This window comes from Peribacillus sp. NPDC097895, from assembly GCF_050277555.1.
Classification (GTDB): Bacteria; Bacillota; Bacilli; order Bacillales; family DSM-1321; genus Peribacillus.
This window is the reverse complement of sequence record NZ_JBNNSH010000001.1, coordinates 376135-400452: the sequence shown is the minus strand read 5'-3', so window position 1 is coordinate 400452 and position 24318 is coordinate 376135. Positions and strand designations below refer to the sequence as shown.

At 41.3% G+C, this 24318-nt stretch carries 21 protein-coding genes; 2 read left to right on the top strand and 19 right to left on the bottom strand.

Annotated features, from left to right (window positions below):
* The first annotated feature begins 248 nt into the window (after nucleotides 1–248).
* Complete coding sequence (locus ACQKMH_RS01815; protein ID WP_377355512.1) at nucleotides 249–434, top strand: hypothetical protein; 186 nt, start codon at nucleotides 249–251, stop codon at nucleotides 432–434.
* A 186-nt stretch (nucleotides 435–620) separates the two neighbouring features.
* Here ACQKMH_RS01815 and ACQKMH_RS01810 read toward each other — a convergent pair whose 3' ends face one another.
* The 16 genes from ACQKMH_RS01810 to pruA all read right to left on the bottom strand — a co-directional run bounded on the left by ACQKMH_RS01810 (nucleotide 621) and on the right by pruA (nucleotide 20312).
* Complete coding sequence (locus ACQKMH_RS01810; protein WP_427585810.1) at nucleotides 621–3842, bottom strand: SNF2 helicase associated domain-containing protein; 3222 nt, start codon at nucleotides 3840–3842, stop codon at nucleotides 621–623.
* 170 nt (nucleotides 3843–4012) lie between these two features.
* On the bottom strand, nucleotides 4013–4243 hold the full coding sequence (locus ACQKMH_RS01805; protein WP_230161028.1) for a hypothetical protein: 231 nt from the start codon (nucleotides 4241–4243) through the stop codon (nucleotides 4013–4015).
* Between the two features lie 27 nt (nucleotides 4244–4270).
* The gene (locus ACQKMH_RS01800; RefSeq protein WP_427585809.1) at nucleotides 4271–5380 is read right to left on the bottom strand and encodes a GerAB/ArcD/ProY family transporter; all 1110 of its coding nucleotides are present in this window, start codon (nucleotides 5378–5380) and stop codon (nucleotides 4271–4273) included.
* 21 nt (nucleotides 5381–5401) lie between these two features.
* On the bottom strand, nucleotides 5402–6625 hold the full coding sequence (locus tag ACQKMH_RS01795) for a Ger(x)C family spore germination protein (RefSeq protein ID WP_427585808.1): 1224 nt from the start codon (nucleotides 6623–6625) through the stop codon (nucleotides 5402–5404).
* Complete coding sequence (locus ACQKMH_RS01790; protein ID WP_427585807.1) at nucleotides 6615–8252, bottom strand: spore germination protein; 1638 nt, start codon at nucleotides 8250–8252, stop codon at nucleotides 6615–6617. Before ACQKMH_RS01790 ends, ACQKMH_RS01795 begins: the two co-directional genes overlap by 11 nt.
* A gap of 180 nt (nucleotides 8253–8432) precedes the next feature.
* Nucleotides 8433–9047, bottom strand: a complete 615-nt coding sequence (locus ACQKMH_RS01785; protein WP_289315218.1) for a DedA family protein — start codon at nucleotides 9045–9047, stop codon at nucleotides 8433–8435.
* A gap of 83 nt (nucleotides 9048–9130) precedes the next feature.
* A complete protein-coding gene (locus ACQKMH_RS01780) occupies nucleotides 9131–9781 on the bottom strand; it encodes a phosphatase PAP2 family protein (protein ID WP_427585806.1) in 651 nt (216 codons plus the stop codon).
* A gap of 325 nt (nucleotides 9782–10106) precedes the next feature.
* Nucleotides 10107–11342, bottom strand: a complete 1236-nt coding sequence (locus ACQKMH_RS01775; protein ID WP_427587481.1) for a cytochrome P450 — start codon at nucleotides 11340–11342, stop codon at nucleotides 10107–10109.
* A gap of 569 nt (nucleotides 11343–11911) precedes the next feature.
* The gene (locus ACQKMH_RS01770; protein WP_427585805.1) at nucleotides 11912–12091 is read right to left on the bottom strand and encodes a DUF4083 family protein; all 180 of its coding nucleotides are present in this window, start codon (nucleotides 12089–12091) and stop codon (nucleotides 11912–11914) included.
* A gap of 83 nt (nucleotides 12092–12174) precedes the next feature.
* On the bottom strand, nucleotides 12175–13083 hold the full coding sequence (locus ACQKMH_RS01765) for a LysR substrate-binding domain-containing protein (RefSeq protein WP_427587480.1): 909 nt from the start codon (nucleotides 13081–13083) through the stop codon (nucleotides 12175–12177).
* Between the two features lie 36 nt (nucleotides 13084–13119).
* Nucleotides 13120–14367 carry a CynX/NimT family MFS transporter gene (locus ACQKMH_RS01760; RefSeq protein WP_427585804.1) on the bottom strand — a complete coding sequence of 416 codons (1248 nt, stop codon included), beginning with the start codon at nucleotides 14365–14367 and terminating at the stop codon, nucleotides 13120–13122.
* A gap of 269 nt (nucleotides 14368–14636) precedes the next feature.
* Nucleotides 14637–15314: a DUF975 family protein gene (locus ACQKMH_RS01755; RefSeq protein ID WP_427585803.1), complete on the bottom strand. Its 678-nt coding sequence runs from the start codon at nucleotides 15312–15314 to the stop codon at nucleotides 14637–14639.
* A 659-nt stretch (nucleotides 15315–15973) separates the two neighbouring features.
* Entirely contained in the window at nucleotides 15974–16228 is a 255-nt protein-coding gene (locus ACQKMH_RS01750; RefSeq protein ID WP_427585802.1) for a hypothetical protein, read from the bottom strand.
* Between the two features lie 37 nt (nucleotides 16229–16265).
* Nucleotides 16266–17531, bottom strand: coding sequence for a Glu/Leu/Phe/Val family dehydrogenase (locus ACQKMH_RS01745; RefSeq protein WP_427585801.1), 1266 nt, complete (start codon nucleotides 17529–17531; stop codon nucleotides 16266–16268).
* Nucleotides 17532–17553: 22 nt separating this feature from the next.
* A complete protein-coding gene (locus tag ACQKMH_RS01740) occupies nucleotides 17554–18747 on the bottom strand; it encodes an ornithine--oxo-acid transaminase (RefSeq protein ID WP_427585800.1) in 1194 nt (397 codons plus the stop codon).
* Nucleotides 18748–18764: 17 nt separating this feature from the next.
* Nucleotides 18765–20312 (bottom strand): L-glutamate gamma-semialdehyde dehydrogenase, encoded by a 1548-nt coding sequence (gene pruA, locus ACQKMH_RS01735; protein WP_427585799.1) that lies wholly within the window; start codon nucleotides 20310–20312, stop codon nucleotides 18765–18767.
* A gap of 379 nt (nucleotides 20313–20691) precedes the next feature.
* Between pruA and ACQKMH_RS01730 the strand changes: the two genes are divergently transcribed.
* Entirely contained in the window at nucleotides 20692–22104 is a 1413-nt protein-coding gene (locus ACQKMH_RS01730) for a sigma-54 interaction domain-containing protein (protein WP_377355499.1), read from the top strand.
* Nucleotides 22105–22182: 78 nt separating this feature from the next.
* Here ACQKMH_RS01730 and ACQKMH_RS01725 read toward each other — a convergent pair whose 3' ends face one another.
* Genes ACQKMH_RS01725 through ACQKMH_RS01715 form a run of 3 tightly spaced genes read right to left on the bottom strand, consistent with a single transcriptional unit; the run spans nucleotide 22183 to nucleotide 24166 of the window.
* Nucleotides 22183–22869, bottom strand: coding sequence for an FMN-dependent NADH-azoreductase (locus ACQKMH_RS01725; protein ID WP_427585798.1), 687 nt, complete (start codon nucleotides 22867–22869; stop codon nucleotides 22183–22185).
* A 39-nt stretch (nucleotides 22870–22908) separates the two neighbouring features.
* On the bottom strand, nucleotides 22909–23757 hold the full coding sequence (locus tag ACQKMH_RS01720) for a VOC family protein (protein ID WP_427585797.1): 849 nt from the start codon (nucleotides 23755–23757) through the stop codon (nucleotides 22909–22911).
* Between the two features lie 4 nt (nucleotides 23758–23761).
* Complete coding sequence (locus ACQKMH_RS01715) at nucleotides 23762–24166, bottom strand: DoxX family protein (RefSeq protein WP_427585796.1); 405 nt, start codon at nucleotides 24164–24166, stop codon at nucleotides 23762–23764.
* Nucleotides 24167–24318 lie beyond the last annotated feature (152 nt).

Sequence of the window (24318 nt, the reverse complement as noted above, 5' to 3'; positions counted from 1 at the left end):
TTGGTTCAACCTGTCCCGTTACTTAAAGAACATTTATTCAAAATCCCTTCTGCTCCCCAGCAATCCAGCCCGTCTCCTTCTTCCTCAATTTTCAAAGGTTTCATGTTTTTTCTGTCGGAGCAAAACATGTTTCATAGGAAAAATAAAGGCATCCTAAAAATTCTCGTTTTATTTCAAACCACCTACCTCCTCAACTGAATATTTGGTATGATACATGGGTTAAATAAATTAGTGAAGGTGATTTTACTTTGTCCGAAGAAATCCCAGAAGAAAAAAAGGAATATGACATCACAATCATTTATGATTACAAAGATCATCCTGACATCGTTAGTGGACGGTGTGACAATTGCGGGAAGGCTCAGTTCGAGAGTTCGGTAAAGGATTATGTATATATTCGAAAGTGCAGAGGGTGCGGCATGAAGAAGTCGATCTAGTTTGGTACATGCCCCAATTCATTCCTAACGCTAAGGCGGATTTAGGTTTGCATGTTACCTTCCAATGATAAAACAAAAAGGCCACCCATTGGAGGGCGGCCTTTTCGTGCTGACATGAAGTGATTTTTCAATCGATAGGATGCGAGCCAAATCGATGAAACTAATACGACAGAAATTGCCCCTCCCTTATATCATCAAGATTTCCCTAATATCCTCTTCTGTAAGTGCAGATGACGACTTGTCTCCAGGGTCGATGATTTCTTCAATAAGGTGTCTCTTTTTCTCTTGAAGTTCATTCATTTTTTCTTCAATTGTGCCACGGGCTATAAGTTTGATGACTTGAACCGTATTCTTCTGCCCCATTCGATGGGCACGGTCCGCAGCTTGTTCTTCAACTGCCGGATTCCACCAAAGGTCATATAGAATGACTGTATCGGCACCCGTCAGATTGAGACCCGTACCGCCCGCTTTCAATGAAATGAGGAATATATCCCGTTCTCCTGCATTAAACCGATTGCAGATTTCCACACGTTCCTTTGATGGGGTTTGTCCATCCAGGTAGAAAAAGGGTTGTCCCTTCATAGCCAAATCCCTGCCGATAATTTGAAGCATTTTTGTAAATTGGGAGAAAATCAGCACCCTTCTTCCAGAATGCTTCGATTCCTCAAGAATTTGCATCAGTTGCTCATATTTTGCTGAACTGCCTTTATACCCGTCAACAAACAAGGCGGGGTGACAGCATATTTGCCGAAGCCGGGTCAAGCCAGCGAGAATCCTGATCCGATTTTTCCGGAGGGTGTCCTTGTCCAGGTGTTTCAGCGTATCATGCCGCAGCTTCGCCAGATAAGCGCCGTACAGTTTCTTCTGATCAGGGAGCAGTTCCATCGATTCTAGTGACTCGATTTTTTCCGGTAGTTCCGCTAGTACTTCCTCTTTCATTCTCCGCAGCAAAAATGGACGGATCCTGCGGGAAATCTGCTTCCTGGAGAGGTTGCTATATTCCTTTAACCCCATGAATAGTTCAGGGAATACGACGTGGAAAAGGGACCAGAGCTCTTCTAGTGAATTCTCGATAGGCGTACCAGTCAACGCGAAGCGATGTGCCGCTTTTAGCTTCTTGGCCGCTCGTGCCGTTTGTGTCACTGGGTTCTTAAAGGCCTGTGCCTCGTCGAAAAACACCGTATGGAAGTCCTCTTTTTCAAACGACGTGATGTCTTTCCGGAGCAATGGATAAGAGGTGATCACTACATCCACGTCCTTCACTTCCTTAAGCAGCTTCGACCTTTCCGTCTTATCGCCATCTACGACGACGGCTTGTATATCAGGAGCGAATTTAGTGAATTCGCTCAGCCAATTGTAGGTCAATGATGATGGGCAGACAATCAGCGCCGGAACCCTTTTCTTACGGATGTCAGGTAGCTCGGATAAAATGAACGTGATGCTTTGCAGTGTTTTCCCCAGACCCATATCATCAGCAAGAATCCCGCCAAAACCGTATTGGGCAAGTATTTTCATCCATTTGTAGCCGTTTTTTTGATATTCGCGCAAGATCGGGCTTAGACTATTTGGCACCACGAACTCCAAGGCACCCGGATTCTTGATATTATCCAAAAACTGACGGAATGATTCCTCCATTGTGAATGTCTGGCTGTCGTTCACGGAATCAAGGAGCTGCAGCCCTTTTACGATTGGCATGTTCAGCGTGCTTTCCAGGTCTTCATCCTGTACGGGCAGTGCATTCAGAAAACGATTGATTTCCTCGTATTCCCTTGTTTCAAGGGAAAGCAGCGATCCATTCCTTAAACGATAGTACTTCCTTTTTTCTTCAAGCGCTGCTAAGACCTCACGTATTTGTTTATCTGGGATGTCATCCATTTCAAATTTGAATTCGAGCCAATTAGTCCGTTCTTTTTTAATTTTCACCCTAATCCGCGGTGCAGCATTCCCACGTGAAATCCGGTTTCTCACAGCGGTCGTGGCATAGATTTGAACCAGCTTCTGGAGTTTCGGAACGATGTGGTACAAAAACTCATACTCCAACTCTTCGTTATGCAAGAAATAGCCGCCGTCCGTCTTGGCAAACTGGCTATCCTCCATCAGCCTTAGTATCTCCGCCTCCTTCTCAACATCCCTTATAATCATGGAGACTGCCTTGGATTCCTGTTTTTCCAAAGGGTTGATCACGATATTTTCATAAATGAATTCCAGCCCCGCAAGCAGCCTGTTTTTCACTCGATCCAAGTATAGCTTAGCAACCAGCGGTGCCTTCAAAAACAATTCGGTGATGGATTTTGCTATCTGGACTTCACCGAGTCTTTTCAAACCTGGTACCACTTTGTCCAGGAATAATTCCAACTGGTCATGATGGATTGGAATTTGATTCATCCCCGAATCCTCCATCATTTGCTTTAACTCTGAAAGGCGCTGGAAATCCTCATTTTCGAGCTGGACCAATTTCCCTTCAAATAGAACCAATGTGTATGCATTCATGACAATCATCTCGTGCAGCCTTTTAATATTCAGTTGATAACCTTTGCCCTCGCTTTCGGTAAAGTCAAACTGTAAAGGAAGCGGTCCGTTTGATAAATGAAAACCATTGAATGTAAGGTCACCATAGGCAAGCGCCACCAAGGGCGCTCTTTCAAGGACGGGGACAAGCCTTCGAAAAGAAGATGGAGGCAAAAGTAATAAGTGATTGTCCAATGTATATTCAGATTTATCCGTCAGGGCGTCAACATAGACTTTTTCATCCGATATCACGGTAATGAGCTCCTGAAGCACGGAATCATTTTCATTCTGAAAACAATGCAATACCGGGTCATATATAAATGATAGGGACACTTGGGCAGACTTTCCTTCTTTAACTCGCATCAGGAAACCCCGGACATTCGCCACATTGAAAGAACCGATTTTCATTTCCAGTCCTAACATATATTGTTCCGTTCCCATCCATACTGGTTTACACGTAAATTCCGCTTCAAGCATCTTTCTTTTTTCAAAGTGGCGCTGATGACCGCTTTTGCGAACAGGCTGATTATTGAAAAGGGTCAGCAAGCCCTCTGACAACTTCTTATTGGCTGAAGCATCAGAACCGGGTGCATGTAGGCCTTCAGGGACCGTTCCATGTCGCTGATGGTCGTAAACCGACAGCAGGACGGCTGCAATATGCTGGCAATCCCTTTGGAAGGAAGCCAGCGTAGGACAGCTGCATTTCGTCTGAAATCCGCCGACAGCATCCACTTCAATCGTGACATGGAAGTCTTCCTTTCCTTTAACCGTTGCTTCACAACCATCAGGACGGTAATTTTCAAATGTCACTTTATTGGCACGATGAAATGCTTCCCCTCTTTTGAAGGAGACGGCCCCGCACATGTCTTTTATGATTTTTTGATTTATTTTGATATCCAAAATTGCCGTCCTCCTCCCGGGGTTTTTTGTTGAGTGATTTTAAAATCCGCTGAAAAATAAGCTCATTTTATCATCATACTATGAAATGGGTTTACGGGGTTGTAAAAAAGCAAAAAGACAAACTCCCATATTCGGAGTTCATCTCTATTCCAGCAAGGGGAATTGCACCATTATTGTTGTCCTTTGGTGTTGCCTTTCTTTTTCTTTCGATAAAAGAAGCTGAACACAAGGAATACAAGAAGAATGAGAAAAAGGATGAGTTCAGCGGGGTCCTTCACCAAAAATGGGTTAAAGGCATGCTTTATTGAATTATCCAAATCAAATCCCAATAATATATCCATACCTAAAGATATGACCACTAAAGGGACTAGGATCAAAACTGTAATACCAAAGATTTTCATTTCTCATCAATTCCACCTTTTAGGAACTTATTTTGATGCTTGTCTTCCTTTTTTTCGATTCTTAAAAAAGGCAATGATCAAGAGAAGCAACGGGATGATCACCTGAAATGGGAGGTGGATGTATCTCGGTACGGCTCCTAGCCCTTCATGGATATGTTCCGTATAGCTACTTGCCATAATAATTGAGATCAATAAAATGACTATGCCAACAGGGTAAGCAAGTCTGGAGGGCTGTTTAACATTGAAAACATTCGCCGTACCCGTTACTGCTACATAAGTAAATACACTTATCTTGATGAACCCGCCAATCATCAACAAAAACAAGAAGTACACATCGAGACGTTCAAGAAAGCCAGCGACCTCTATTGACTGAATGAGGGTAAGAAGAGGGTATTGCGAACGTGTTGTAAGGTCCACACCAAGTACAGCAATATTCACAGCCATTATTATCGCGAGAAAAATACCGCTTGTCGCCAAGCTCCCTAATCCAATTTTTTTCAGTCGCTGAGGTTCATTCAAATAAGGAAAAATCATTAAAAACACTATGACCTCGCCAAATGGAAAGAAAACGCTTTTAGTGAAACCCATTTTCATCATCTCTGTCCCGCCGATTTCAAAAATGGGTTTTAAGTTGTTTAAATGGATCATGCCTGAAGCAACAATCAGAAGCATGAAGGTCATTAATAGTAAATTCTCCAAGACAAAGAATAGTTCCCCCGTCCTCGCCAATACTTCTATCCCTTTACGAACCGTATACACCACGACTAAAATGAATACAGCGTTCGCAAAAAACAACGGAACATGAGGATAGGCAAAAGTAAGCAGTGTATCTCCGAAATCCCTCAACACCCTTGCAGCAAGATAGATGAAATAAAGGATGTATAGAAAAGCTACGATCCTGCCTAGAAAATTCCCCAATATCTGTTTTACAAACTCTGTTAACAGCTGATCAGGGTAATATTGAAAAAGGCCATAATAAATGAAAAATAATAAAAATCCGCCTATCATCCCAATAAGTATGACTAGCCAAGCAGCCTGCTTGGCTTCACCTGCAAGCGGAACCAAAAGTGCACTGCCCATTTCAAACAGGAAAATAAGGACGAACAGCTGGTAACCGCTGATTTTTGCCTTTTCCATGAGGATGCCACTTCCTTTCCATTATTGATCTTTCTTTTTTAAATTTGAAAGAAATGGCTTATTACGTAATCCTGTACGGCGAATGAAAGTCTCTACCTGCACGTCTACTTCGAGCTTAGGAAAAGAAACATCGTCCCAGTTTTTTTCGATTTTCTTCCATTCTTTAGGGTGGGATTCATGCATGATTTCACCAAAGCCAAAAATATCGGATTTATTTTTCTGTGCCCGAACGATCGCCACTTCCATCTCCTTCTTCACGTCTTTCGCTAACTTCTTTTCAAGATCTATCAGAACATGCGTATCGGTTAGATTCAAAGGAACATTCACCTCCCGGATATCGCCTTCTGCACGGACCTTTATCGATATTTTCGGTTTGCCGTTTACCAATTTTACTTTGACGTTGGTTTTTTGGCGAATAACCTGATAGGTGATTGCGTCTTTTTTTCCCTCCCAATCAAGGTTTAAATTGGTACTTTCGATCCTATCCAATACCCACATTGATCCTATTGCCTTATCGCCATCCAGCCAGTCAATCAATTTCCCATCTTTAAAAACACCTATCCCTACTGCATTAGGGTTTGCCTCAATATCCGAGGACATGGTATTCTCCATTTTATCCTCTTTACCTGTGTTTCCTTTCACGGTAAAACCACTTATTATCGGTTCTTTTCCGGTACTAAGCAGATTCTTGATCACTTCTTGGAGATTGATGCTAATATTTTTCCCCTGGGTTTTTTCAGTGGTTTCAATCGTTTTAATGACTTTCTCAGCAGATACCTTATCGATTGCCGTTAATGTTTCGACAATATCCCTTGCTTTCACACCCCGAGCAATCACGATCCTCGTAGTTGCCCTGAATTCCGGTGAGCGCTCAAATGCGTCGAAAATATCGTTGAGGCCCTCTTCTTTTGCTAGTTCCTCACCTATGACAACCAGGTTGGCATGGGCAAAATACATATCTCGTGAAATCTTGGTTGAAGCGAGACTATCCAGTTCAAGCACATTATCTCCGGTGGACTCATAAATGGATATCGGTGGATTTGTTCCGCCGCCGCCCTGAAGAGCTCCCGCTACATTGCCTGGATTAATGATTTGGAACGTTCCCACTAACTTTCCTTCTTTATTTCTATCGAGTCCAACTGCCGAGACGATGGCCATTTCGTTTAACTCTGTTTTATCCCAACAGCCGGTGGTGAATGTAGTACAGATCAACATCAAGAACAGAATTAGCTTTTTACGATTCATTGCCTTCACCTTTTTTCTCGTCAAAAGTTTTCATACCGCGCGATTCTGGAGGCAGAGGTCTTTGATTATCGCCTTCCCTTATCAGGTTATTTTCGTTGGTTAAAAATTTTGGCCTTTCCTTGAACGCCCACATAGGTCTTCTGAAAAATGTGTCGCCTAACCCTTCCGGATTCAGAGGGGCGAGCGGTGTCATATAAGGAACTCCAAGTGAACGCAGGCTGCATAAATGGACAATAAGGATGAAAAAGGCTAAAATCATCCCATAAAAGCCTAAAGTGCCGGCACAAATGATGAATCCGAACCGCACAATGCGGGCAGAAATCGCTATGGAATAAGAAGGGGTTGCAAAACTGGCAATCGCCGTGATCGAGACGATGATGACCATTGCCGGCGATACGATACCAGCCTGGACAGCCGCCTGCCCGATGACCAATGCTCCGACAATGGACATGGTCGAACCAACAGCCTTTGGCATCCGAAGACTTGCTTCCCGTAATATTTCAAAGGTCATTTCCATGAGAAGCGCTTCAATGACGGCAGGCAAAGGAACCGTTTCCCTTTGGGCCGCTACAATGACCAGCAACTTCGTTGGGATCATTTCCTGATGAAAAGTCGTGGCTGCAACATAGACAGCTGGTCCGACTATAGAAACAATGAAAACGATGATCCGTAAAAAACGTGTGGCAGAAGCAATGTCGAAGCGATTATAGTAGTCTTCGACAGATTGAAAAAACTGTACGAATATTGCCGGGGCCACCAAGACGAAAGGCGTTCCATTAACGAATATCGCCACTCTTCCTTCCAGAAGATTTCCTGCGACCATATCCGGTCTTTCTGTATGGTTAAGGGTTGGGAATGGGGTCATGACCTGGTCTTCTATCAATTGTTCAATATATCCTGATTCAAGAATGCTATCGATGTTAATTCGATTTAAGCGCTTCTTGACCTCCTCGACAATCCCTTCTTTGACAATTCCATTTATATACATGATGGAAACGTCCGTTTTTGTCACCGTGCCTATTTTCATCGACTCTATCCATAAATCCGGGGTATTGATGATGCGGCGTAACATGGCGATGTTTGTTCCATTCGATTCCGTAAACCCTTCTCTTGATCCCCGGACAGTCAAATGGGTGCTTGGTTCCTGAATCGACCGACGTTCCCCCCCTTTTGTACTGGCTACCAAAGCGATGTTTATCCCATCAATGAATATGATGCTGTCCCCTGATAATAAGGACAAAAATAGTTTTTCCCATTCCTTGACCGTTTCTACCCCACCGAGGGAAACCACGTCTTCAGAAATTACATCCAATGCTTCTTGTGGAAGGATTTTTTCTGATAGATGAGGATTTTTCATGATGGATTCAATTAAAAAGTCCGTAACGCTTGGATTATCAATCAGACCTTGCACATACAAAATAGTTGTTTTTATCTCCGGATTTTGGCCGATCTTCAACGTTCGGATAATGATGTCCGGACTGTTTCCCGTCTTTTTCTTCACTTTTTCCAGATTGGCTGAAATGGAACTATCAATATAATCAGGAGTTTTGCTTTTGGATTGACCTGTATCTTCCTTTTTCTTATCACGTTGCTTCACTTGTCTCTTTTGTTTGAAAAAAGAAGCCATAGCACCGAACCTCATTCCTTTTTCGTTTCACTCATTTTGTCCAAAGCATATTCCCTTTATTCTAGAGTCCATCCTTCTTCCTCACATAAGAAAAAGGCTGTCACGGTGACAGCCTTTGGTGGTCATATTCGGTTATGTAGGGAAAGTGCCATTCGTACGGCCCATTCAACTAACCTAAGATTATTTCACTTTGCCTTTATTTCTTCTAAAAATCAAAACAACGAAAAGTATGAATAACAATGCCAATATTGCATAAACGATGTTTGAATAAATGTCCATATACCCTACGATATCTTCCCAAGAAGACCCAACAGCCGCCCCGATATTCACTAAAATGATGTTCCAAATTAACGTTCCGGATGTCGTGTATAGCAAAAATAGCCAAAAGCTCATATGCGACATGCCTGCTGGAATCGAGATCAAGCTTCTGATCAGCGGAACGAGTCTGCAGAAAAACACGGTCCATGCCCCGTACTTATCGAACCATGAATTCGCCTTATGGACGTCCGATACCGTTAACCTAAGAATATGGCCCCATCTTTCCACGAACTTTTCAATCACCTTAACATCAAGAAGTAAACCAATTCCATAAAGGACGACTGCCCCTGCCACTGACCCTATAGTCGAGGCGATCACGACGCCCATAATCGTCATATTCGCTGTTGTCGTCATGAAACCGCCAAAAGTAAGAATGACCTCAGAAGGGATTGGAGGGAAAATATTTTCCAATGCTATTAATAGAAAGATTCCCATATACCCAAAATCATTCATGAATTCCGTAATCCAGTTTTCCATTTAATACGCTCCTAACTTTCTTGAATCAACAGCTGACTTATTACATGCCGGCTGCTTATTTTGCAATAACCTTGCTCCCATTATTAACGATTTTTGTTCTTCTGCCGGTCTTGATACCTTTGGAAAAACCAAATGGAAACCGCAATCCAAAATCCACCCGCAAAATATCCAGCGATGATATCACTAGGATAATGGACCCCCAAGTATATCCGACTTATTCCTATTGAGAGGATCATCATCATGCTGAATAAAATCAATAGAATCCTTCCCCACTTAGCCGTTATGTGCCGCCATAGCAGAAATGTGAGTATGCCGTATAAAGAGAAAGCATTCATGGCATGTCCACTAGGGAAACTGTAACCCCCTATATCGATGAGTCGATGTAAATCTGGGCGGGCGCGTTGAAAGAATAGCTTAACCATCAAATTGAGAAGAGGTGAACCAACCATGACTGCAGTGAATAGGACAAGTTCCAAACGATGCTTCAAAACCTTATATAAGAAAAACAAAATAACCAAGGAAAGAATGATCAGGGAACCGGTAGAACCTATGTAGGTAAAGAACTTCATGATGTACGTCAGAAGAGGAGACTCCCATCCCTGCACCAAGGAAATAACATCTTCATCAAATTTCAGGTATTCATTTGCACTTATGGTAAATGCCATGAAACTGAATCCGATTAAAGAAAGTACACATATTATAAAGGCAATAGTTAATTGCTGCTTTAATTTCATAATAACATCCTTTCACTTTTTAAAACCGTTTCATATGGAAATTTCGATTTTATCATATCTTCTTCATTTCAGGGTGTATGTAAATGCTTCATCGCCCACCACCCTCACCCTCAGAGAATATAGCACAAATCTTCCACTGTTTCATACTACTCTATTCGTCATTGTCACCTCAACTTCAGGTTACTATAGATTCATTGTCGAATGGTTCAGGGAGTGGCAGGAACATCCATTTGATATAACTCATACCATTCAGCATGTATGCCAAGCGTCCCTACAAAAACGAAAAAAACCTTATGCAGGTTAGTGCACAAGGTTTTTTCGTTTTTTACATACGGCATGCCTTAAGCGGTAGTGATATCAATGTTTGCCCGGTCGCTGAATCGGTAAGATTCTCTTCTAACTGGAACGATGGCACCGCTTCAATATGCTTGAATTTCTTCAGGAATGTAGTAAGCGCAATCTTTGCTTCCAGTCTGGCAAGCGGCGCCCCCAGGCAGAAATGTGGGCCATTTCCAAAGGTTAGATGTTTCTTATTATTAGGACGGTGGATATTAAGGGTGAAGGGATCTTCGAACATCTCTTCGTCCAAATTAGCTGCGCTCATCCAAACAACCACGCTATCCCCTTTTTTCAATTCCACTCCCAATAGATCGTTATCTTCCTGTACGGTGCGATCCAATTTAATAAGATTGAATCGGAAACGTAGCATTTCTTCGACCGCCTGCGGAACCAAATCCAGGTTTTCATGTAACTCTTGATAAACTTCTTTGTCATCATATAGCAGGGAATAAAAGCTATTGGCCAGTAAATGACTGGTGGTCTCGACCCCTGCTCCTAAAATCAGCATGGTCGTCCGGACAACCTCATCATCCGTAAACTTTTCCCCATCCACTTCTGACTTTAATAGATCTGAGATGATATCATCTGCCGGGTTTAATCTTTTTTGCACAACAATTGGATACAAATACTGATAGTACTCTTTTGCTGCCACTTGCTTCAATTCATTAACTTCTTCTTGTTTTTCTTTATCAAAAGGAAGGAATAAGATATCCACCCATTTCTTAAACAATAAACGATCCTTCGAGGGAACGCCCATCAAATCCGACATGACAATGATCGGAAGCGGACTCGCCAATGATTGCACAATATCGATTTCCGTTTCCTCATCCATTTGTCCAATCAATTCATCTGCAATTTCCTGAATGCGAGGTTCCCAGTTTTGAAGACTTCTAGGTGTGAATGCTGCGGCCAGCAGTGAACGGCGTTTTCTATGGTCAGGTGGATCAGCTTCAGTAATTTGGATCTTTTCAGGAATAGAACCTTCATCACTATCCGCTCCAACCGATATGGTAGTCCGTTTCCGAACACTTGAAAAATGTTTATAATCGCTGAGAACCCGCTTCACATCTTCATATTTAAAAACATTCCACGTATCCGTTCCTTCGTGATAACTCACTGGGTCATTTTGTAACATCCGTTTACACCAAGGGTATGGACTAAATTCCTCCACCCGTGTTTTAAAATTAGTAATTTCTTTTACTGCTATAACTTCTTTCATGATACCGACTCCTCCCACTTCTCAAAGATACCTAACACCATCTCCGTCGATCTGTTATAGGGTCGAGCATACCCGATAGACTTTTTCACAAAATCCTAAAATACACATCTATTCCATTATAGGGTAAAAATCCGCAACAGACCATGCATCTTCCATACCAGCACCCTAACATGAAATTTGCCCCATAAATGGACCGTATCCCATCAACCCTATGTAAAACTGCTTATTTTTCACAATTCCCTTTCTTTTTCTATTTTTTTATGTCTTTCAATTAATGCTAAAAGGCCAATCTTCTTTTTAAATTCGGAGATAGGGCTTTCCAACAAGTTATTTTAGTATAGTTTTCTTGCTCCAACTTCATAGAAAAACGACTGCACATGCAGCCGTGGATTTGTAAACAATAGGAGTTCTATCTAACTGTTAAATCAACGTTGATTGGAACGAGCGTTCGAGACGGGAAAAGCGCATACCTGGGAGTGGAAATCTAATTTTTACATACCCTCAAAAAAACTGTAGACAAACCCGATTTTCATCGAGTTCGTCTACAGTTTGCCGGCTGCAACATACATCCGTTAATTTTTGCCCTTTTTAATCAGATCATGCAAATCATCCATTTTCTTTTCCATGATATCCAATCTGGTTTTACGGTGCTTGATGGAACGGAAAAGGGATATGACCCCAACGATGATCAGGATTAGAAATACAAGGCAAAGCAATTGGTATATCATATCCGCAATATTATACCCACTCACTATGTAATCCCCCTAAATGGCATTCTCAATATTCAATTATACACCAGACAAAATTAACAATTTAACTTTTTAAGGGGAATTACTTAAAAATCACTTTTACTTTCCTGATCTTTTTTATGTTCTAAAAATACCATCGTATATTGAATGAAGCTCTTTACAATATCATTGCATGGACGATTTTTATGCCAAACCAACCCAACTGTTCTGGAGCATTGAGGCTCAATGATCTTCAATTTTGCTGTTTTTAAATCATGTAATCTTTCATTTGATAGCAGTGATGGAAATAAGGCAACACCAAGGCCTTTTTCAACAAGCTCATGAGTGATTCCCGTTTCATCCCCTTCAAAGGCAAAATCAGGATAGAAGCCTGCTTCTCTGCAAAAGCGTTCTGTCATATCGCGAAAATCATAGCCTCTAGGCATAACGATGAACGGGGCATTCTCCACTTCTTTTAGATAGATGCTCTTTCTATTAGCCAAAGGATGGGAAAGGGGTACAGCCAATAGTATTTCTTCTTCTAGAATGGGAAGCCACTCTATATGTTCCCCTATCACAGGTACCGTTGAGATACCGACATCTATCTCCCCTATTTCAATTTGTTTTTTGATACGTTCGAAAGAAGCCTGATGTTGTCTAAATCTTGCATTGGGATGTTTCTTTAGAAAACCGCCTAATAACTCTGGCAGAATACTCGGAATGGTGACCGCTATGGAGATTAGTTTATCTTGCTTATCTGCGAGGAAAGCTAATTCCTTTTCCCCTTCTTTTAATTGTAAAAAGACTTGTTCGACAGTTCGCAAATAGGATTCACCTAATTTATTCAATTGAATTTGCCTGCCTCTACGATCAAATAATTCGTACCCAAGACTATTTTCCAATTTACCAATCATTTTACTGAGGGCTGGCTGAGTGATGTTCAATGCTTCCGCAGCCTTTGTTAGATGTTGATGTTTTGCAACGATTTGAAAGTATCTCATTTGTAAAAGATCTATCAGGGACGCCCTCTTTCTACGTATTTTAAAAACCCATTATATACTATATGACTTTTCATCGTTTTTTTGGATTTTCTTCAAAACAGGTTTCCTTTGACCTACAAAGGCACCGGATATGATCAATAGTACAGTAATGAAGATCAGGATCAGTTTCGGTAATGCCCAACTATGAGTAAGATCGTGAATAAAGCCAATCAAGATTGGTCCAATCGCGGCAAGTAAGTACCCAATAGATTGTGCCATTCCTGAAAGATCCGCTGCTTGTTGTGCACACTCCGTACGCAACCCGAATATGATCATCGCAAAGCTGATGGCCATACCGTTCCCTAAACCGATCACGACCATACAAATCGGTACCAGTGAAAGCTGACCGAACCCCACACCCACTATGCCGATGGTCATTAATATCCCTGATATGATTCCAAGAATGCTCCTGTTCGCTATACGCATCGCGACAATCGGGGTAATGATGGTTGCAGGAAGCGAAGTAAATTGATTGATGCTTAGCATCCAGCCACTTTTAGCCTGATCCATGCCTTGAGCCATCAACATATCAGGAAGCCATGCTGACAAAATATAAAACGGCAATGATTGTAAGCCCATGAATAGTGTGATGTTCCAAGCTGTCGGTGATTTCCACATTTCAAAAGAATAAATCGGTGTTTTTGATTTTGAAGTGCCATTATTTCTTTCCCCTCGTTTGCCCATCACTTGGGGCAACCAAAGAATCAGAGTGGAAATAGCTAGAATTGCCCAACATAATAAAGATCCTTTCCATCCTAAGCCAGCTTCTTTGGCCAATGGAATACTGATTCCAAAGCCTATGGCTGATGAAAGGTTCATGCTCGCTATGTAGGCACCAGTCAAGATGCCTGCCTTCTCTGGATGTTTCTGTTTAATGATACCTGGAAGTAGAACATTCCCAACTGCAATCGCAATTCCCATAAAAGCCATTCCGGTCATTAAAGCCGTAACCGTTGAAATCGATCGAAGAAATAATCCCCCTATGAGTAGCAGTAATGAATATAGTAAAGTCCAATCCATTCCAATTCGCTTTGCAATCAATGGGGCCGCAGGGGATACCAAGGTAAAGGCTATCAGCGGAATAGTCGTCACCATCCCTGCGACTGCATTATTGATTCCTGTATCATCACGAATCAGGCTAATTAAAGGACCTATCGATGTAATGGGTGCACGAAGATTGGCCGCGATGAACAGAATGCCGATTACCCAAATGATGCTGATCTTTACCTTATTGTCTTTGATCCTTATGGTTTTTCTCATTTTTCCGTTTCTCTCCTGAACGCATAAAGCCTTTATTTTTCCATTCAATCTTCATTATACTCCCGCCTTCGTGAGGAAAATAATAGAAATTCAATCATCATTTCATAACCAAATAGTTATGAATGGCGAAGAGTTATGAGTAAAAGTCAAAGGCCTTAATTGGGTTCGTTCAAACTGTAAATAGTCTATAATACTGTCGTTCTCTTATGACTGAATACGAGATACTAACAAGAAAAAAACCGATAGCAACTTTGCTATCGGCCGAGCGTTTATGCTTCTATTTGATCGTTGTCAGAGTCATCTTGAGGCACAATTAATTCATTATAAAATGCTGCCAGTGTTGTTCCGATATAAGGAATCAACCATAATAATCCAATTCCCAGCGTGAACATACAAAGAATGCCCCACCCTATAAAGCTTAGATTCAAAAGGAAATACTTCCATTTCAAACCTTTCATCCTTTTTCTGCTTTCAGTAATGGCTTCAAGCACGGTGTATTCTGGATGATCCCTCAATAAGAAAAACAGCTGCGAATAGGCCAAGCTTTTGATGATACCCGGAATGATTAATAATAATGACCATAAAAATATGAAAATAGCTTGTAAAATCGATCCACCAATCAGCTTAAAAGAGGTCTTTCCATCCTTATAGATAGCGAATACCTCTGTAATTTCAGGATTTCCTTCCCTGACCAAATTCAGATAAAACCAAGTGGTTGCTATAGTCAACGGGATTAATACGATTGTCAGCACCGTTCCGAAAATATCAGACCATAAAGGTGTTTCTTCCTCCATGAACCATTGTGTAAACCCACCGCTTGCAATCACTTCAATGATTAAAGGTAAAATGACATTGATCAAAAACAAGAGTAGCATAAGCGAAACGGCTACACCCCATTTACCTTTTAACGATTGAAGGGCTTTCCTTTTTACTTCTGAGATTCTCATACTTTAATTTAACTCCCCTTTTTATGGCAGAATTCAGAATATTTCCATATTCATTTAAATATGGATGAATTCAGAAAATCCACTATTTATTTGATATTTAAATCTCAAGTTGTATTTTAACATAATATTACTAGGCGTGGGCTTATTTCCCTAGAAAGCCTACACAAAACATCTTTAAAGCAATAGAATCTTGTTTCAAGCAACCAATGATCACCTCCCATCAGTGCAATGAATAATTCTTTACTTGTTTGTATCCCCTAACAGTTTATGAATGGGAATATGACAATATGCCAGCTATTACTTCAGTCACAATGCTCTCCCAGACTTTTAGCAAGGCCAAAGATGTTAATTGGAACCATCGCTCACTCAAAATGAACTCGGCAGATAAACACGCTATAAATCTAGTTAGAATTCCTTTCAAATAAAAAACACCTTCAGCTGCTTAATTGGAACGGCCTGGCTTACTCATGAGAATAGTAGGGAACCGCGAAAAAGGCACAAAGGTGCATAGCCCCATTCATTCCATTTTACTAGGAAACAGAGCGCCTTTTCTTTTCAAACTATTTCCTGGCACTCCCGTTTCCCCATTAAAACAGCAAAAAAAAGAGCATCCCAAAAGCAGAATAGCCTCCGCATTTGGAACACCCTCTTTTCTAAAATCAATCAGAGCCAGTTATAATAAAATCGTCTTGGAGCAAAGCTAAAGGGAGCTTTCTATTTATAGGATCCCCTGCCGTGACATTAATTTCAGTAATGTGACCACTGGCACCTATTGAAACATCAATCAACTTCCCATCTTCCGTTTTTACTAAAAAGAGCCTCTCCCATTCATAAACATAGGAATTCTTTTGAACGTAAACTTGTTCGATGGTCCCATCATGAGCACACTCGATGGTATGAATCGGTTTTAACACGGAATCACTCCTCCACTCCCCATTATTTGGCTAAAGCTTATACCCAGCCACGGAATATAGAGGCTTCTGCCATTTTTCTGACACCCACCATATATGCCGCCAGCCTCATGTTCACATTTCTTGTCTCTGCCATATCATAGACTTGATTAAATGAGCTGACCAATAACGCTTTTAATTTGGCTTGGACTTCTTCATCTTCCCAGTAATAACCCTGGTTATTTTGAACCCATTCAAAGTAAGAAACAGTCACACCGCCTGAACTTGCCAATACATCTGGAACAAGAAGCACATTGCGTTCCGTCAAGATCTTTGTTGCCTCTAAAGTGGTTGGTCCATTCGCTGCCTCCACGACAATTTGGGCTTTGATAAGGTGTGCATTTTCTTTGGTGATTTGATTGGAAATTGCGGCAGGCACTAAAATATCACAATCTAGTTCCAAAAGCTCTTGATTGGTGATTTTGTTTTCGAATAGTGTCGTAACCGTTCCAAAGCTATCCCTTTTATCAAGTAAGTAATTGATATCAAGGCCATCCGGGTTATATATGGCACCATATGCATCCGAAATGCCAATCACTTTCGCACCTGCATCATGCATGAATTTAGCTAAAAAGCTTCCTGCATTCCCAAATCCTTGGACGATGATCCGTGCACCTTTCAGTTCTATGCCCTTACGTTTCGCCGCTTCCTCGATACAGATCGTGACACCTTGTGCAGTTGCCTTTTCCCTACCGTGTGAACCGCCCAGAACAAGTGGCTTACCTGTAATGAAACCAGGAGAATCATATTCTCTAATTCTACTGTATTCATCCATCATCCATGCCATGATTTGTGAATTGGTATAAACATCCGGTGCCGGAATATCTTTAGTCGGCCCCACTATTTGACTGATCGCCCGTACATAGCCACGGCTAAGTCTTTCCAATTCACCAATGGACATCTGGCGCGGATCACAGATGATGCCGCCTTTTCCTCCGCCATATGGCAGATTCACGATTCCGCATTTTAAACTCATCCACATTGAAAGTGCCTTTACTTCTTCCTCATCGACTTCGGGATGAAAACGGATTCCACCTTTCGTCGGACCAACAGCATCGTTGTGCTGGGCACGATATCCAGTGAATATCTTAGTCGTATTATCATCCATTTTAATTGGAATCCGGACGGTCAGCATGCGAAGAGGTTCTTTCAAAAGCTCGAACACTTCTTCAGAATAACCAAGCTTATCCAGCGCCTCCTTGATGACGACCTGTGTTGATTCAAGCAAGCTGGCAGTTTCTTTTTCTTCTTTGATTGTTGTACTCAATGGAATTCACCTCATAGGGATATTAGGATAAAACTCTTTTAATACGTTCGATTGCCCAATCCAAGTCTTCTTTTGTAATCACTAGCGGCGGAGCAAAACGGATGACTGTATCATGTGTTTCTTTACAAAGTAATTTTTCTTCTTTAAGTTGCTCACAATATGGTCTTGCTGCTTCTGTTAATTCAACTCCGATGAATAAGCCTCTACCACGGATTTCTTTAATCATAGGATTCTTGATTTCTTTTAAACTATCCATGAAATATTGTCCAAGCTCCAATGAGCGTTCTGCTAGCTTCTCTTCTTCAAGCACTTCCAAGGAAGCGATGGAAACCGCACACGCCAATGGATTACCACCGAATGTCGAACCATGTGAACCAGGGTTGAATACGCCAAGGATTTCACGGTTTGCAGCTACGCAAGAGATTGGGAAAACCCCACCACCAAGCGCCTTGCCTAAAATGTACATATCCGGAACTACTCCATCCCAGTCAGAGGCAAACATTTTTCCTGAACGTCCAAGTCCTGATTGAATTTCATCTGAAACGAATAGAACATTATTTTCTTTACATAGTTCAAAAGCTTCTTTTAAAAATCCTTGTGGTGGTATGATGATTCCCGCTTCACCTTGGATCGGTTCGATTAAGAATCCAGCTGTTTGCGGTGTAATTGCTGCTTTCAATGCATCAAGATCGCCATAAGGGATTAGCTTGACTCCCGGTAACATCGGTCCAAAGCCTCTTCTATATTCTTCATCAGACGACAAGGATACAGCTGCCATTGTACGGCCATGGAAATTTCCTATACAAGCAATGATTTCCGCTTGGTTTTCAGCGATTCCTTTAACATCATAACCCCATCGCCTAACTGCCTTGATTGCAGTTTCAACGGCTTCAGCACCCGTATTCATCGGCAGCGCCATATCTTTTTGCGTAAGACGGGAAACCATTTCATACCATGGGCCTAATTTATCACTATGAAACGCACGGGACGTTAACGTTACGCGATCAGCTTGTTTTTTTAATTCTTCGATGATTTTCGGATGTCTGTGGCCTTGATTCACTGCTGAATAGGCACTTAGCATATCCATATATTTGTTTCCTTCAGGATCTTCCACCCAAACTCCTTCTGCCTTCGAAATGACGATTGGAAGTGGATTATAATTGTTTGCACCATATTGTTCCGTTTGCTCGATTAATTTTTCCGTTACTGTTGTCATGTTGATTCCCCCTAAAATTATAGCGTTTCAGATGTTGTTTTTCCTTGAAGATGCAGAACTAAATAATCAGGACCACCTGCTTTTGAATCTGTACCTGACATATTGAATCCGCCGAATGGCTGGTATCCTACAATGGCACCGGTACAACCACGATTGAAGTACAAGTTCCCTACATGGAAATCCTCACGTGCTTGTTCGATATGTTCAATATTGTTTGAGATGACCGCACCTGTTAACCCATAATCCGTGTTATTGGCAATCTCGATTGCATGATTGAAATCTTTTGCCTTACAGAACGCAACAACTGGCCCGAAAATCTCTTCTTTCATTACACGTGCATTCTCATCCACATCGGCAATGATCGTTGGCTGGATGAAGAAACCTTTTGAATTGTCTCCTTCTCCACCTGCAACAAGTTTCCCTTCTTTTTTACCGATTTCAACATAGCTCATGACTTTGTCGTAAGCTGCTTGGTCGATGACCGGACCCATGAAGTTGTTTAGATCTGTTGGTTCCCCGACTGTTTTTTCTTTTGTTAATTCAATGACACGATTCAAGACTTGGTCATATACATCTTCCACTACTACGGTACGTGAACAAGCAGAACATTTTTGACCGGAGAATCCGAAGGCAGAAGCGACGATTGATTGTGCCGCCAATTCCAGATCAGCCTCTTTATCAACAACGATTGTATCTTTACCGCCCATTTCAGCGATGACACGCTTCAACCAGATTTGGCCTTCATGAACTTTTGCCGCACGCTCATAAATACGGATTCCAACATCACGAGATCCTGTAAAGCTGATGAAACGTGTACGGGGATGATCCACCAAATAATCGCCAACTTCAGCACCGCTTCCTGGAATGAAGTTCACAACGCCTGCAGGTAAGCCCGCTTCTTCCAACACTTCAATGAATTTAGCTGCAATGACCGGTGTTGTACTGGCTGGTTTCAATAAGACTGTATTACCTGAAACAAGTGCTGCCGTCGTCATGCCTGCCATGATCGCAAACGGGAAATTCCAAGGTGAGATGATGACACCGACACCAAGTGGAACATAGGTGAAAGCATTGTGTTCAATCGGGCGGCTTTCCACTGGCATGCCGTCTTTAAGCTTCAGCATTTGACGAGCGTAATATTCCATGAAGTCAATCGCTTCCGCTGTATCTGCATCCGCTTCATTCCAAGGCTTTCCTGCCTCTTTAACCAATAGAGCCGAGAAATAATGTTTTCTTCTGCGAACGATGGCTGCAGTCCTGAATAAAATATTTGCCCGGACTTCCGCTTTCGTTTTTCTCCAAGTTTGGAATGTCTTATCTGCCGCTTGCATGGCTTGCTCAGCAAGATCTTTATTTGCTTTGGACACGGTTCCAATAACTTCTTCTTTATTTGCTGGGTTTACAGAGGTAATGACTTCATCAGTGAACACTTTTTCACCATTAATGACTAGCGGGTATTTCTTCCCTAAATCATTAGCTACATCATTCAATGCCGTTTGAAAAGCTTTATTGTTTTCTTCGATTTTAAAATTAGTAAATGGTTCGTGTTTATATGGTTGGACCATTATGGCTCATCTCCCTAAAGTTTATGTTTTTATTTCACACTTATTTAATAAGCAAGTTCCGTGCCAACTTTTCATTTTTTCGAAAAAATATTGTTCTTTTTTGAAATATGCAATGAAATTCAGCACTTCGGGGGCAAAATAGACAAAGAATGCCATTATTTTTTGCTCTAATCCCTATTTTTGTCACTTAAACCTTACACTTTTTATTAATGCAAGATTCATGCCAACCCGAAATAACATAAAAAACAACGATTTTTCACTTTTTCCGCAAAATATTTTTGCACTTTAATGCAAAATAATCTTGCTATGCAAATTTTAATTGCGCCTTTTCTTCAATTCCTCTACAATAGCTCTATGAAATGAAAAGCGGGAGGTATTCATGTATTTAGATCAAATCGTTAAAATAGAAGGTTTCCAAACCATCCTCCATTCACTTGTGGACGTAATCGATATCGGGTTACATATAATCGATATCAAAGGTCGAACCATTGTATATAACAAGAAAATGGCTGAAATTGAAGGCATGGATTCAGAAGAGGTATTAGGGAAAAAGATTCACGAGATCTTTATATTCAAGGAAGAAACGGAGAGCACATTAATACGGGCGCTTCATTCTGGAAGGAAAACCGAAAACTCGAAGCAGACCTACTTCAATAATCTCGGACAAGAAATTACAACAATCAATAATACGTTTCCTATTTTGGATCAGAACCAAAATATCATTGGAGCCATTGAAGTGGCAAAGGATATAACGAATCTTGAAAGAATCATTAAAGATAATATCTTGAATAAGGGCGATACGAAATATACGTTTGACAGCATCATCGGAACCAGTGAGAATTTCTTGGAAGTCATTGAAAAAAGCAAGCGTTCGACCAGGACTACATCCTCCATCCTTATCGTCGGGGAGACGGGAACGGGCAAAGAACTCTTTGCCCAAAGCATCCATAATGGAAGCAGCCGCTCGACACATCCTTTCATTAGCCAAAACTGTGCTGCCCTTCCAGATAGTCTTATTGAAGGAATTCTTTTTGGTACGAAGAAAGGGGCTTTCACCGGATCGATTGAAAGGCCTGGTTTATTCGAACAGGCACAAGGCGGGACCATTCTTCTCGATGAAATCAATTCCTTAAATCCGAATATGCAGGCGAAATTATTAAGGGCTCTTCAAGAAAGGACGATTCGCCGTGTTGGGGATACAAAAGATAAAAAAATTGACGTACGGGTCATAGCAACGATAAATGAAGATCCAATAGATGCCATTTCTAATGATCATTTACGAAAGGATTTATATTATCGATTAAGCGTCGTATCGTTATTCATCCCACCTCTACGTGAACGGAAAGAGGATATTCCTTTGCTGGCACAATCCTTCATCGAGAAATTCAATGCGCTATTCGAATTGAATATTGAAGGGATCAGCGAGGAGGTCTACTCCCTTTTTTATGATTATGATTGGCCAGGGAACGTAAGGGAACTTGAACATATCATCGAAGGGGCCATGAATTTAATGGAACCAGACGATACAAAGATTTCCATCACGCATCTTCCCACTTTATTTAAAAAGAAAGCACATTTGGAGGACACTCATTTTGATAAAAAAGATGACCTTGCAAATGGAGAATTACAGGAGACTACCTTATCTCTTGATGATTATATCGCTAATACAGAGAAGCTATACTTGGAGAAGATATTAAAGGAGCATGGCATGAATATCTCTCAAGCAGCAAAAGCCCTGAATATTAGCCGTCAAAGTCTTCAATACCGTTTGAAAAAGTATCAGGTCAAATAACGGCTTACCAAAAGACGGGCCCCCCACAGATGTGGAGGGCCCTCTTTGCTTGCATATCCATTTTTGAAAACCTAGTAATCAGAATGTTTCAGCCGCTTTTGCAACGTTTTCCAAACCATCAGCGATGATATGTTGTGTCCGATCAGGATACTGATTATGTCCTTCAATGACCACAACGTCCGGATTGTTGATTCCCCACAGGCCAATGATATTTTTTACTAAATTGACAGCCATTTCAGCAGAAGCCATTCCTTCTAATGCATAATCCGAACCACGCGCATTCAATAGCATGACCTTTTTATCACCAGCATACCCAACTGGGCCTTCTGCTGTATAATTGAACATTTTACCGGCTTGTGACAAATAGGAAAGGTATGTGATTAGCGGTGCAGGAACCGTTGAGTTCCATAAAGGGAAAGCGAATACCACTTTATCCATCGCAAGGAATTGATTTAAATAGCGATCAACCAGATTGGCCGCTTTTTCTTCTTCACCTGTCAGTTCAAGACCTTGATTGCGTTTATACAAACCAGTAATGGCAGTATTTCCGTAGTAAGGAAGGTCCTCTTTAAATAAATCCAACTCAATCACTTCATCTGTACGGTGGGTCTCTTTATATGCTTTTAAAAATGTGTCATACATGTTTGAGCTGATTGCTTGTTCTGCAGGACGATCATTCACTTTAACGAATAATACTTTTGTCATTTTTGCATTCTCCCCTGTAGCGGCTTCTTTATTTCCAAATAATCTACTTAAAAATCCCATATTCCCTCACCATTGCTTTCTAATTTAATTCTTATAATATTAGACGACTAAATGAATCTTATTACCTGAAGGATCTGTTACAACGAATAACTCTTCTTTTTTCGTGACGACAGCTCCGATTTCTTTTAGTTGTTCCGTTACTTTGTTTCTCGCTTCTTCATCTGCAAAAACGAGGGTATACCAGTTTAGCCCGACACTATTATCCTTAGGAGCAGGGACGCCAACTCCATTCCAAGTGTTCAATCCGATGTGATGGTGATATCCCCCGGCAGAAGTAAAGAGCGCTCCTCCGTATCGATTCACAACGGTAAACCCAAGACCTTGCATGTAAAATTCCTCCGTTTTACCTAAATCCGATACATGCAGATGGATGTGTCCCATTAACGTACCTGCAGGCAGTTTGCTCCACTCGCCATTACTTTCTTTCAAAAGGTCATTCCCATCCAGCGGATCCGTGCCCATTGCGACTTCCCCATCGGTCCATCTCCAACCAGTGGATGGCCGGTCAGAGTATACTTCAATGCCATTGCCATCCGGATCGGTAATGTACAGCGCTTCACTCACTTCATGATCCCCCGCTCCAAATGGATATTTCGTTTGAAGTAAATGGCGCAAAAAAATCGATAAATCGGCACGGGTCGGCAGCAAAAGGGCAAAGTGATATAAGCCCGTCGTCCGCCCTTCTTTCGGAATCACATCAGCAGGCTGCTCAAGTGTCAGCAACGGGGTTTTTCCGTCTGTCGTTAAAACAGCTTGCCGGTCGTTTTTCTTCAATACTTGAAGACCAATGATTTCTTGATAAAACAGAATGGCATTATTTAAGTCCAAAACATTTATACTGACTTCGCCAACAAAAGTAATTGGTTTTTGATGAAAATTTTTATCCATATTGTCACTTCCCTTTTTTATTGAAAATCATGTTACCCAAAGAAAGAACTGTGTTGTTTGCACACGCAAGATAGACCGACATGGCAAGTAGTGCCAAGTCCAGTTCGTACCCAGCCGCTTGCCCATTGCCAAGAAAACCAGCAGGTAATTTAGCCATGAAAATCGCTCCAACCAAAATGACCGCGAACAAGACGGAAACGATACGTGTTCCAAAACCAAGTATAACCGCAAGTCCTCCGATTAATTCGATAGCTGCAACGATATATGCCATGAACCCCGGAATACCAAGGCTATCAAAAAAACCCGCCGCGTTACCTATTCCCCCTTGAAACTTTGAAACGCCGTGAATGAAAAAAGTAAGACCTAATATTATTCTTAAAAAAACTTGACCTGCATTATTTTTATTCATGTATGAATTCTCCTTTTGTCAGTTACTTTATGTAAGTAATTATATTTTCATAAGCTTATAATGTCAAGTAAGTTTATTGGAATTTTACACTTAAATAAAAAAACGAATTGCCGAAGCAACTCGTTCATATGGTGTTACTGTTTACATGTATA